Origin of the sequence: Bacillus paramobilis (assembly GCF_038096195.1) — a bacterium.
In the GTDB taxonomy this organism is placed as follows: Bacteria; Bacillota; Bacilli; order Bacillales; family Bacillaceae_G; genus Bacillus_A; species Bacillus_A mobilis.
In genome coordinates this window covers 1,743,565-1,755,962 of record NZ_CP151108.1, presented here as the reverse complement: position 1 = coordinate 1,755,962, position 12,398 = coordinate 1,743,565, and the positions used below count along the sequence as shown (strand labels likewise).

The 12,398-nt window shown below is 32.2% G+C and carries 11 protein-coding genes; all 11 read right to left on the bottom strand.

From position 1 onward, the window contains the following. Nucleotides 1-4: 4 nt before the first annotated feature. Nucleotides 5-1,192, bottom strand: coding sequence for a nucleotidyltransferase domain-containing protein (locus AABL52_RS09140; protein WP_341519208.1), 1,188 nt, complete (start codon nucleotides 1,190-1,192; stop codon nucleotides 5-7). Nucleotides 1,193-1,214: 22 nt separating this feature from the next. Next, nucleotides 1,215-1,667, bottom strand: a complete 453-nt coding sequence (locus tag AABL52_RS09135; RefSeq protein ID WP_341519207.1) for a lasso peptide biosynthesis B2 protein — start codon at nucleotides 1,665-1,667, stop codon at nucleotides 1,215-1,217. Between the two features lie 46 nt (nucleotides 1,668-1,713). Next, on the bottom strand, nucleotides 1,714-2,004 hold the full coding sequence (locus AABL52_RS09130) for a lasso peptide biosynthesis PqqD family chaperone (protein ID WP_061677965.1): 291 nt from the start codon (nucleotides 2,002-2,004) through the stop codon (nucleotides 1,714-1,716). A 3-nt stretch (nucleotides 2,005-2,007) separates the two neighbouring features. Next, the gene (locus AABL52_RS09125) at nucleotides 2,008-2,937 is read right to left on the bottom strand and encodes a hypothetical protein (RefSeq protein WP_000903652.1); all 930 of its coding nucleotides are present in this window, start codon (nucleotides 2,935-2,937) and stop codon (nucleotides 2,008-2,010) included. A gap of 155 nt (nucleotides 2,938-3,092) precedes the next feature. Beyond that, the gene (locus tag AABL52_RS09120; protein WP_116758355.1) at nucleotides 3,093-3,224 is read right to left on the bottom strand and encodes a paeninodin family lasso peptide; all 132 of its coding nucleotides are present in this window, start codon (nucleotides 3,222-3,224) and stop codon (nucleotides 3,093-3,095) included. Between the two features lie 14 nt (nucleotides 3,225-3,238). Next, the gene (locus AABL52_RS09115; protein ID WP_341519206.1) at nucleotides 3,239-5,179 is read right to left on the bottom strand and encodes a lasso peptide isopeptide bond-forming cyclase; all 1,941 of its coding nucleotides are present in this window, start codon (nucleotides 5,177-5,179) and stop codon (nucleotides 3,239-3,241) included. A 351-nt stretch (nucleotides 5,180-5,530) separates the two neighbouring features. Continuing rightward, entirely contained in the window at nucleotides 5,531-6,676 is a 1,146-nt protein-coding gene (locus AABL52_RS09110) for an aminotransferase class I/II-fold pyridoxal phosphate-dependent enzyme (RefSeq protein WP_033656454.1), read from the bottom strand. A 16-nt stretch (nucleotides 6,677-6,692) separates the two neighbouring features. Next, nucleotides 6,693-7,325, bottom strand: coding sequence for an acetyltransferase (locus AABL52_RS09105; RefSeq protein WP_048544208.1), 633 nt, complete (start codon nucleotides 7,323-7,325; stop codon nucleotides 6,693-6,695). Then, a complete protein-coding gene (locus AABL52_RS09100) occupies nucleotides 7,322-7,936 on the bottom strand; it encodes a sugar transferase (protein WP_000821041.1) in 615 nt (204 codons plus the stop codon). Before AABL52_RS09100 ends, AABL52_RS09105 begins: the two co-directional genes overlap by 4 nt. Nucleotides 7,937-8,181: 245 nt before the next feature. After that, complete coding sequence (locus AABL52_RS09095; protein ID WP_341519205.1) at nucleotides 8,182-10,512, bottom strand: right-handed parallel beta-helix repeat-containing protein; 2,331 nt, start codon at nucleotides 10,510-10,512, stop codon at nucleotides 8,182-8,184. A gap of 264 nt (nucleotides 10,513-10,776) precedes the next feature. Further along, complete coding sequence (locus AABL52_RS09090; RefSeq protein ID WP_341519204.1) at nucleotides 10,777-12,315, bottom strand: lipopolysaccharide biosynthesis protein; 1,539 nt, start codon at nucleotides 12,313-12,315, stop codon at nucleotides 10,777-10,779. Nucleotides 12,316-12,398 lie beyond the last annotated feature (83 nt).

The following is a 12,398-nucleotide window of genomic DNA, read 5'->3' as shown; positions in this document are numbered from 1 at the left end:
CCTCCTATGTTAGCTCATGCTTCCTCACCCTTCTCCAGGTGCATAGAAAAGGTCGTAAAGGAAAATACAAAAAATGAAGGTATTTAGGTAACGGTAAAGTCTTTGCATCTATCGGATAAGGATACAAATGACTCAATATAAATAAAAATCTTTGACGTTTTGACATTAATGAATATAAATGACGACTGTGATACTTTGATACTTCTTCTGGGATTGGTGGCGTGTGTAGGTTTATCATTTGTTTTAAATAAAACAGTGCATCCTGCGCTAATCTCCTAACATACTTTTTGTTTGTCCATATTTTCATTTCTTCAATAATTGTTGAATTTAACAATTTATTTGACAGAATCAACGCCTGCCCAACTATATGTCCAGATTGATATTTATTTAATAGCTGATTAATTTCTAACCAATTCTGCTCTTGTTCTATCATTTTATTTACATCTACTAACCAACGTAACCTTGACCATCCATGACGTGCTCCATGAGAACAAAGAAATACAAATAAATCCTCTTTCCCTAATACATATACAGGATTACTTACTAATGTACTTTTTCTTTTCCTCTTCCATAATTCCACAAATTTCATTTCCTTCCCAGGACCTGGATTTAGCCGCCAATGAATTTCCAGTTTAATTTGCTTTTCAGGGTGAAAAAATGTTGTATGATGATGCCTCCATTTCCAATCATTTAATACCGTTTGAATATATTCATCTTTTATATACCCTTGTTCTAAAAGAATTCTTTCGGCTTTCTCCAACTGGTTAATCGGGATAAGAATATCCAAATCACAAGATGTTCTCAAGGAGACATCACCATAAAGATCATGCGCAAGTGCTGGTCCTTTTAAAAAAAGAGTATTAATCTCATTTTCAATAAACCATCTACTTACTTGCTCCATTTCAGCACTTAAAAAGAGCATTCGAAACATATTCTCTTTAAAGTTTTGACGCAATATATTCATAACATGAGATGGAATTAATCCTTTAGTTACTCCGTTCACCTTTGGATAAATATATGGATGCACCCGATGATGTATTGCCAATTCAAGAAACTTATTCCAATCAATATCTACAAGCCACTCACTTTGATTTCCAAGTACGCTATCATCATTACGCAACTTCAAAATTTCCAATAATAATTTTAACTCTTTAGACAGACATTCTACATTAAGATGAAAATCATTACTCATTTTATTCTCCTTTAGTTGTTTTTCAATCTATTTTCTTTGCAAACGTTCCAACTACAGTGAATTTCTCCATCCCTTCCGATCCAGTGATGTAAAAAGGACCACTTCGTAGCCACGCATGAGCAACCATTTTCCCATCTTCATCCTTTGCAGTTCCTAAATAAAGTGTACTCTCAATTTGGCGTCTCTCTAGCATTTTCATCCCAGCTATCGCTTTCACAAGACATTGACTGTCCCAAAGAGTATGGCGACTCGTAATTTGAATAACTTCAGCTATATTTTTAAGTATCCTAATATTAGATTCAACATAATTTAAAGATGTTTCATCCATATAAATACCTAATGTAGGGGCAGACTTAGAGAATGACATAAATTTGAGAATACGAGCCCATCCTAAATATATATATGCCTCCATAAATAAAAATCTTGTCTTCATATCTAGTGATAAAAAAACAGTTAACTTTTTTACTATATTCATTTATCTCCCTACTTTTTTTAAAAAATAGAATACTAGATCAAATTACTTACTTAACTTCAACCAGCCCTTCTTCTAATAACATTTCTAAAAAGGAAAGAACTTGTCCCTCACATTGTAATTGTTCTACTTCATACTCTGATATTAAAGTAGTAACTAACTCAGTAACTGGTATTGGTTTTTCAATACGTTCCCATATTACTCCTCCCATTTTCCCTAAATTATAATATTTACCATTTTTTATACTTAACATGACTTTTTCCCCATCCATATCACTTACTACATTCCCTTTAACTTGTGCAACACATTGATTTAATAATATTGCCTGATTTTTAATCATAAATTATTCTCCTTTATTTATAGTTGTTAATATTAGAGAAACTAATTGTGGAGCACTATATCCTCTCTCTGGTCTACATAATTCAAATAAATCAACCTTAGTTAAAATAGCAGCAGAGATCGTAAAATGCCATTCCATTAATCCTAAACCTTGGATAAGGAAATTGCGAAATGTATGACGATATAGGGTATAAAACCGCTCAAGTTTTTCTATATGTCGAATTCCCACCTTGCCATCCTCTGTTTTCACTAATTCTACTATCCCTTCTAGCGGGACTGATTCAGCAATATATTTGGAAAGAACTGGAACATTGTATTTGGTTTCCCTACCATATATCGATCGATAGTTGTTTGTACCCATTCCTAAATTATCCAAACTATCTTGCCATAATTTTTGTTGTGGATAAGATGGGATGACTACTGGAGAATTTGTATCACTTGAAAATGCTATCGCTATGACATCATCACTTAAAAATTGATAGCCTTCTTGTATAAATGCTGACGCAAGCGTAGACTTTCCAGCACCTGAATCTCCTACAAATGCATATGCTTTTCCATTAATAATTACCGCACTTCCATGTAATGGATATACTTTTCTTTGCATCAATATGGCACCCATGCAAGTTCCTAAAATCCAAAGTCGAATCATATCCTCTTCATACTCTTTCATAGGTGAAACAAATATTTTATTTCCATCTTGAATAGCAAATATTGCAATATCGGGAACCTGAAACATTACTAAATCTTTTTTAATTACAAATTCGTCTTGTTTATCAGCTAAATCCATCCATAATTCCGACAAATCTTTAATCCTTACCTCAATGTCTATTGAATCCATTTTATTTTGCACATTAGGTAATTCTGGTAATGAAATATCACTAATAATAAATAGGCCAAACGCTTTATATACTATATTGGTTTTAGCTATTAACATTTTTTCACCCCAATATAACGATAGTAATATTAAATCTCCTTATACATTTTCACGTACAAGGAGATTTAGCATGCAAACAATCCATATCAAATATATAAAATCCATTTAACTTTAAACATTTGAGCAAAATGAGTTAAATACTTTATTTCTATTATCTAACTAAAAGTTATATCACCCTTTGGAGTATGGTCAGGAAAAGCAGCATCAGTATACTCTCCTTCTTTCCCCAACATTGTCATCTTCACATCCAACACCTCTAAAATAGGTTTCTCCCATTCTTTTTTCATATGATCACCTCCCTTCAAATAAACGTTTTAATGTACCGATAAACAATTAAACTACGCATTAAAACTTTATAATCGAAATTAATCGCATTTTCAGGGCTCACATCTTCTCTAACCTTGTATAGAGCTTCTTTTATGACCTGACCGTTTAAATACTCTAAAGCTGTTTCATCTACACTTAGTTGCTCTATTTCATCTATAAATGTCTTCCAATATGGCATCATTCGATGGACCCAATCCACACCTTGGACACCTCTAGTTTTTTGATTCAATCTAATCTTATCTGGCAGCATTTTTTCTGTAGATCTTCGGATTAAAGCTCGATCTAATCCATTTTGCACATACTGTTCTTCTGGTACCGATAAACAAAAACGAATTACACGTATATCATTAGTTGGATCACGCTTCCATAATCCATAGCGTAAAGATAGCTTTGCTGCAAGTGTACTACCAGCATTCCAATGAAAAACATCTTCAAAATGTTTTCGGCGTTCCTCATATATATTTGACTCAGAATACCATCCTGTTTGTTCTAACCCATATTCTTTAAATTTCTCGAAAATCCTTGTATTTTTTGCAAATTTCGGATTGATTAACATTGGCTTTTTATTTACTTTATTTTGTGAAAAAACTCGATTCACAGCCGGAAATCCAATCCTAAATATATCTGGTATTCTCCGTAATCTATCTCCTCCTGTATTTTTACTATATTGATTTAGTTCTTTATAAAGACGAATCCATTTTAATTTTTTTAGTAGGATAGCATAGTACTCTAAGGCATATCCCCACGAAATGGTGAAATTCCCTCTATCACCATTTAATAACACGCCAACGCCTTCCTCATGAGCTTTTTCAAACATCCCTTTTAACCAAAATGAGTTTTCAAAGAACTTATATGGCGTCTCTAGTATTTCTAAAAAGCTATCTATCTCTGAATATGAATTTTTCCCCTTAAAATCTAAGTAATGCTCCCTAACTCCTCCTACATATTCTATAGTTGATTTGATATACACACTCTCATTAGGCACTAGCTGTTTAGGTGTAAAATCCACAAAATCATGTGGCGGAATATAACTGAAAGTATGTAACCGTTTATTTTCTTTCCTCATTGTATTTACCGCAAAACTCACAACAGCCCCTGAATCTAATCCACCACTTAACTGAGCACCTACATTAAGGTTTGTACGTAATCTATCATCTACCGCTTTTTGAAAAACCTCTTGAAATGCTTCTATGTACTCTTCGTTTGACTTTAATTCCAACCTCTCGTTTACAGTTAGAGTACAATATCTCATAAGCTTTATTTTATTTTTATCTATCACAATACTATGTGCTGGAGGTACTTGTTCTATGTGTTTATACGGTGTGATTGAAGTATCTACCGCATCTATCATTCCAGATACCGCCAAATACTCAGCTAACCATAGTTCATTTAATTCCTTACGTACATACGGTAATGATAATAACGGACTTATTATCGTACAAAAAGCAAATCGTTGATGGTCACGAAAATAATAAAGAGTTCGACTTCCTGAAAAATCCCTTGCACCAAATAGTTTTTGGTTACGTTCATCCCAAATCATAAAAGCAAAGTCGCCAACTAAATACTTCGGGGACTCCTCTCCCCATTTTTGATAAGCACGTAAAATCAATTCACTGTCAGCAATCCCTTTTCTTTCAACATTATCCACTTGCAACCTATCAAACAATTCCGTTCTATTATCAATGATTGCATCAGCAGTAATAATTAATTTCGATTTAACATCATAATAAGGTAATTGTTCACCGATTGATTCTGGTGTGATCCATTGGGCATGGCAACCAAAGAATATATGTTCTTTATGCCATATTCGAATATCATCAGCAGGGTACTTACTTAAACACCCCATTAGTCCTCTTCCATGTTCAATCGATACAGGCTCGTTATTAAAGTGAATAATGCCAGCTATAGCACTCATTTTTCCCTCCTATTGTGTAATAAGTTGCTATAAATTCTTATATATATATCTATTTAATGCTTACACTCTTCGTAATAAATTCTTTTTAAAGAACAAATCAACATATACTCCCATGGTTAAGTAAATAATCCAATTACGCCAAGGTATAGATATGCTAAAAATAGCATTATATTTATCGTGAGTCAATTAAAAAAACAGTAAATTCAAATAATTACTCCAGGATAACCATCCTTTATAAAGAACGATAATTCAGATATATGATTCCAATATTTTTTGCCCTTTCTCCAACTATCAAGAAGTATCTATATATCAAAAACATTCACTTCTTATTTCTCTTCAACATATTCCATTTTATATTAATTTAATTATAGCCTGAATAACTCTCCGCTGATCCTCATCCGTCATATTGGACCCAGAAGGAAGGCAAATCCCATTTTCAAATAACTTTTTCGATACATCCTTATCTTTCTGATGAAAATAAAATTTATTTTTTTTAAACAGCGGCTGTATATGCAATGGCTTCCATGTAGGGCGTGCTTCAATGTTTTCCTCAGCTAAATCTGTCAATAATTTTTTAATAGTGATACCAGATTCCTTTTCATCAATCAGCATAGTTGTCAGCCAACGATTCGAACGAGTGTTTTCTAATTCCGGCATAAAACAAAATCCCGGTATGTGAGATAACCCTTCATAGTACCGATTAAATATAGACCTTCTAGCACGCACCCTATCTTCTAATACTTCTAATTGTCCTCTCCCAACACCAGCTAATATATTACTCATTCTATAATTGTAACCTATTTGACTATGCTGATAGTGAGGTGCTGGATCTCTTGCTTGAGTTGCTAAAAACTTTGCTTTTTCTATCGCTTCCGTATCATTAGAAACTAGCATTCCACCACCTGAAGTTGTAATGATTTTATTTCCATTAAATGAATAAATCCCAAACCTCCCGAATGTACCACTTGCTTTTCCTTTATATGTAGAACCTAGAGATTCTGCTGCATCCTCAATTATAGGAACATCATAATGATTACAAAGCGAAAGAATTTCATCTAACTTAGCACTCTGACCATATAAATGAACAAGAATAACAGCCTTAGGTAATTTCCCTGCTTTATTAGCATCATGCAACGCAAGTGCTAGAGCTTGTGGTGACATATTCCATGTTTCCGGTTCTGAGTCAATAAATACCGGTTCAGCTCCTAAATAAACAATCGGATTCGCACTTGCTACAAAAGTGAAACTTGAACAAAATACTGTATCTCCCTTTTGAACGTTTAATAATCGCAAAGCTAGATGAATGGCAGCAGTCCCTGAACTAACCGCAGCTCCACCTTTAACTCCTACAAAAGAAGCAAGCTCTCTTTCAAATTCATCTACATTTGGACCAAGAGGCGCAATCCAATTTGAATCAAAAGCATCTTTTATATATTTCTGTTCATTTCCACTCATGTGTGGAGAGGAAAGATAAATTTTCTCCTTATTTTTTATCATCATTCTTCATCTCCTCTCAATTTACTACATTAATAACTTTGGCTGGAATACCAGCAGCAGTACAATTAGATGGAAAATCGTTTATAACTACAGAACCAGCTCCAACAATAGACCACTTACCAATTTGAACACCTGGAATTATAGTAGCTGATGCTCCTATATGTGCCCCCTCTGCTATAGTGACAGAACCTGTAAGTGTAGCATGTGGTGAAATATGAACAAAATCATCAATTATATTATCATGTTCTATTATTGAGCCCGTATTTATTATAGTATGGTTACCGATGAAAGTATCCGCATTAACAACCACATTTGGCATAATTACCGTTCCGTTTCCTATATAAGCATTTGAACTTATAATGGCTGTTTTATGAATTAAAGTAGCATATATGCTACTTGGTTGATTTAATATTTCTGAAATTTCTCTTCTTATTTTATTATTTCCTATAGCAATCACGAGCTTTACATTATTAAAATTATTGATAATTTCCCTTGCATCTGCAATTGCTCCAAAATAAAGATTGTCTACAATATTTATATCTGTGTACAAATCATCTAAATAACCGACTATTTCATATCCTTCATTTGATAAGATTATATCCCTCACAACCTTGCTATGCCCACCACATCCTATTATTAAAATTTTCATTTTCCCTCCCCCTTTATTTCTATTTTCCCTCCAGTAAATCTCTCCATTGTCACATGCCCTACATGATTTATTCCCTCTGTTTTAAATACTTTTAATATTGTAAGTACAATTATTTTCAAGTCTAGTAAAAAAGAGTGATTCTCCACATACCATACATCCAATTCAAATTTTTCTTCCCAGGTAATCAAATTCCTACCATTTATTTGTGCCCATCCCGTAATTCCTGGTTTTACATTATGCCTTTTAGCCTGTTTACTAGAATATAGGGGTAAGTATTCCATCAATAATGGCCTTGGACCTACTAAACTTAAATCACCCCATAGAACATTCATCAGTTGGGGTAACTCATCTAAACTATATTTTCTAAGAATTGCCCCAAAAGTAGTCAATCTATTTTGATCTGGAAGTAATTCCCCATCACTCCCTTTCTTATCTAGCATAGTTCGAAACTTATAAACATTAAACGGTTTTCCATGCAGTCCTGGACGCTGTTGTTTAAATAGCACAGGAGATCCTAATTTAAGCCTAACTAAAATCGCTACAACAAGAATAGGAAGCAAACATACAAATAATAACAATAAAGAAATACATACATCAAAAATTCTTTTCATGTACTATCCTCCTTACTTATTTACGTTTAATACCCCTAACACGAAGAACCATTTAAAACTTTATATGCAATTAAACAAAACAAAAGACAACTACAGTTAGTTGCCCCTTGTTTTGTTTAATTACGTCATCTTTCATTAATTCTATCTCATCAAATAGTTTAAACATAGCTAGCCTATGTGAATATTCCCATGGGGTAGCACTGCTTATTTACAAAGGACCTGTTACTCCATTAGTTTCTATAACTTTACATGTACGGATCAAAGACGCCATTAATATAATTATCCTTTTTTATATGTTCATCCCTTAATTTGATAATTACTGTGTCAACAATATTATCTTTAAAAATTAAAGTGATTGAGGATGAAATCTGATTTGCATTCACGCCTATCATACTTTTATTTGACCTAAATATATTATTTTCTATTAACATAAACTCACTCGTAAATGTTTCATTCCAAAAATTAATTATACTGTCTGTCGATTCCGAATTAAGGTATTCAAATGCATTATTATTAAATTCTATTCTCCCACCAATGTCCCATAAAAAAAATGCTGAGCCCCATCTTCCTCCTCTAAAATTACTATTTTTCACTTTTAGCATTGCTATCCTTTGAGAAGACTCAACAGTAAAAAGATTATAAGCATCCCAACTAAATGAACATCCATTAAATTCATATTCTGCTTGAGGAGTTTTTGTAACAAATGATATTGTACCGCTGTTCTCAAATTTACATCCCGTATATACTCCTGGCGGTAAATTCGTAATGATTCCTTGCGGGTGTTTCGTATCTATAAAAGAAATATTATTTAATCTCCATCCATTTTTCATACCAGGTGATACGCCTGTCAAACTTGTACCCTCTACAGCGCCTCCTTTAATAACACAATCTGATATAGTTTGCGGTTCTGCTGAAAAACCAATTATTGAACCTAACTGTGAAAAAGAATGAAATAAATCTCGATCACTAAAAAATTCACATTGGTTCACTTGAATACAATAAGCTTTATCTCTTCCCATTAACAATGCGCTATTATGGAAAATACAGTTACCAATAAGTGCTTCTTTATCCCCTTGATCTATCGTGACTCGAGTAGCATACATTTGATTATTCGTAAAAGTTACTTCTCCGCTTAAAACACAACTTACTTCCCTTAAGTGATTATTGCTTACAATCACTTTCTCTACATTTTCGCCTACTACTAATGAATTATTAACTAATTTATTTTGAATGATATTAATATATCTACCACCGACTACAACAACGTTATATCCCTGATTATCATATATGTTATTACGCTCAATGTTTATATATTGATTTAATCGATATCCATCTTCAATATCTATTGCTCCCTGAGGTGCTGTACCTTTCATTTTGTAAATTTCACAATCTCTAATATAAATTTGTTTCGCGCCAGATACGCTTATCCCAAGCCTTCTACAATCATGTATTTTACATTTCTCAATAAATACATTTCGGGAAAATTCCGGAATTCTAACAGTTATTTTACAACCGTTTTCTGCAGGTATTGTACCTTGGTGAAGTACTATTTTCGCATAATCTGCTTCTTTTGGAACACTCACTTCTTCAAAAAACTTTACTCTCTTCGCAGCCGTTACAAAAGTATTATCAGTCTTATAAAATAACACATCATATAATTCTGTATATATTTCTGAACCAGTTCCACCATAGCCATCTCCATACAAACCGAAATATCCCCATTTTATAATGCTACTATGATGTAAATCTATTTTTAAATTCGATCTAATTTTATTATCATCTACTATTAGGGAACCATTGACATCACTAATCCCCCCTATTTCAAATGTACCAGCAAAATCATATTCTCCAATTTGTCCCCATGTACTTTCCATCGCTATCCCATCGCCAGTACAATTTAAGATTTCCATATTATCTATTGAAATGTAATTCATATTACTCCCCTCAACAGGAGTCGTATTTCCTACTTCAATCCCATATCCCCATTCATGAGTATGAGGAATCGTTGTATAATCATGTGTATCTTTATCCCCTTGAATCCTTCCATTCGTAACTCGAGAAAATTTTTGATTTCTTTGATATCGTACGATTGCATATTTTACTAATCCATTACTTCTTATTTTTAAAGTCGATCCACCTAAATTTAAAGTCATAAAGCTTTGTGGCTCAATTGGTGTATTTTCGTCAATTAAATATGTCCCCATGGGTAAAACAACTTCTATAAATCCTTGTTGAGATGCCCACAATAATGCATTATTAATCCCTTTAGAAGTATTATCCGCGTCCGTTCCATCATTTTTAACATTCCATCTCTCTAACTCAAGAAAATACGTGCCCGAAACCACATTAGCAGATTCTGTTTCTCCAACCAGTGATTTTCTGGACTTAAAACCTCCAAATGTATTGCTTTTAAGTTTACTTACTAACCTCTCAAATGTATTCTCTGTTGATACTTTTACATTCCCTTTTTTCGTCCCAATAAATAACTCATTAGTATCTATACAAAAACAAAATTCTCCCTCGCTTAACACAGGAAGATTACTTTTCAAAACACATGTCACCTGAAATTTTGCCATGATTTATATATAACCTCCAACTAAGATAGAAGTTGAACTTTCACAGAAAATTCAAACTCACATCAGTAGATTGGGATAAATATTTTATATTCCGCTTACATACGTATCCCTTTAATAGAATACTATGCATTATATAAATATGATGTTAGGGCTAATGCTTCATGCTTTCTAATTAAAATCAAGTTTCGTTTCATACTAATAGGCTTCAACAATACTATACTTCCTTAATAATTCAAATCGGTATAATGCCTATACTTTTTATACTTAAATAACGTTTTGTTTCTTTTTAATTTGTAAAAACATCATACTAAAAATATTCCTTATATATTGAAATTCTGTGCTTTTATAAAAAGTTAATACGTATATTACATTTGGTACTAATAAGCAAATCACACCTTTTCCGACTAACGAAATAAAAGTACTACCTTCTATGAAATAATTACATATACTTGTAGTAATGAAACCTGTTACGACAGTTAAAAATATATAAAATACGTATGTTGTAAAATAACTCCAAACTGATTTCTTAAAAAGATTTTTATATACAATATAAGGCTGAATCCAAAGTACAGTAGCAATTGTACTAATCGCCGTTCCTATGAATATACCTACCAATCCAAACATTTTGGCTAATAGAATAGATAAACTTAAATTGATTATCGCTTCAACTAGCGGAATATACTTATCTTGTACAAATAATCCTGCTTTATTTTTAAAAATAGCTATCGCGGTTCGCATCCCTGTTAAATAAAAGTTTATGAGTATCACTACAAAAACTATGTTATTTAATAAATACTTCTTATCAAGCCACCATCCTATAAATGGCTCTAACAGATTAAATAAAAATATGGTACAAAAAGAAAAAATCCAAAAATTCACTAAATAAGTCACTTTAAATATTGCATAATTTTTGTCATTATTCTCAGTTGCGATTAGATTTCCTACACTAGCCTCAATACCATTTAATATAGGATTTACTACGGCTGCTAATTGATTTATTATCATTGTATAGTTTGAATATATCCCTACCATAGCAAGACCTACAAAAGATGAAATCAGTATATTATCAGTTCCAAATACAATATATCCTCCAATATTATGCAAAAACATCGCCTTTACATTTATAATTAATTTTTCTTTCGTATCATTATCTATAGAATATTTCTTTTTTGTCTTTATATAAGGATAGTTCTTATTAACAATCCTACCGTTTACCACATTTTGAATTACATATATACTCAATTCTATAATTAAATACAATATATAATCTTTCGTGCGCATTAGTATAAATATTTTGAATATTGTAGTTAGCACTTGAAATAAGAGATCCATCCTAGCCAATATGTATCCTCTTTGATCTGCTTGTATTAAAGACCTCTTATGAGCATTTAAATAGGTAACTACATTTTTTACCACGAATATCGAATAGATTATCGCAACATTCGATATAGACGCCCCATCTTTCATTAAATAACTTAAAAAGGGATATATCATAGCACTTATTACTAGAATAATGATTGCTAAAATCTGATAAATTTTTTTATATAATTGAACTAGAGCTATAATTTTATACTGATTATTTTCTGCCAATGGTTTATACAAATTGTATACTATACTTGCCCCTATACCAGCTTCAATTAACACCAACAAGGATAAAACATTAATTAACAAGCCATCTATCCCTAAATACTCTATTCCTAAACTATCTAAAAAAACTTTCCTAGATATAAACCCTAGAATAACAATAACCATTTGAGAAAATATACTTATTGATATATTCTTGATTGAATGCATCGTTCGCATGATTAATCCCCTTCATAAGTTAAACTAAACTATCGATAGGTGAATATTAAAATTGTATTATTTTGGATAATACTCACTCCTAT

Excerpts from the sequence above, each read along its gene's own strand:
- AABL52_RS09140 (WP_341519208.1), bottom strand. The coding sequence starts at position 1,192 with ATGAGTAATGATTTTCATCTTAATGTAGAATGTCTGTCTAAAGAGTTA.
- AABL52_RS09135 (WP_341519207.1), bottom strand. The coding sequence starts at position 1,667 with ATGAATATAGTAAAAAAGTTAACTGTTTTTTTATCACTAGATATGAAG.
- AABL52_RS09130 (WP_061677965.1), bottom strand. The coding sequence starts at position 2,004 with ATGATTAAAAATCAGGCAATATTATTAAATCAATGTGTTGCACAAGTT.
- AABL52_RS09125 (WP_000903652.1), bottom strand. The coding sequence starts at position 2,937 with ATGTTAATAGCTAAAACCAATATAGTATATAAAGCGTTTGGCCTATTT.
- AABL52_RS09120 (WP_116758355.1), bottom strand. The coding sequence starts at position 3,224 with ATGAAAAAAGAATGGGAGAAACCTATTTTAGAGGTGTTGGATGTGAAG.
- AABL52_RS09115 (WP_341519206.1), bottom strand. The coding sequence starts at position 5,179 with ATGAGTGCTATAGCTGGCATTATTCACTTTAATAACGAGCCTGTATCG.
- AABL52_RS09110 (WP_033656454.1), bottom strand. The coding sequence starts at position 6,676 with ATGATAAAAAATAAGGAGAAAATTTATCTTTCCTCTCCACACATGAGT.
- AABL52_RS09105 (WP_048544208.1), bottom strand. The coding sequence starts at position 7,325 with ATGAAAATTTTAATAATAGGATGTGGTGGGCATAGCAAGGTTGTGAGG.
- AABL52_RS09100 (WP_000821041.1), bottom strand. The coding sequence starts at position 7,936 with ATGAAAAGAATTTTTGATGTATGTATTTCTTTATTGTTATTATTTGTA.
- AABL52_RS09095 (WP_341519205.1), bottom strand. The coding sequence starts at position 10,512 with ATGGCAAAATTTCAGGTGACATGTGTTTTGAAAAGTAATCTTCCTGTG.
- AABL52_RS09090 (WP_341519204.1), bottom strand. The coding sequence starts at position 12,315 with ATGCGAACGATGCATTCAATCAAGAATATATCAATAAGTATATTTTCT.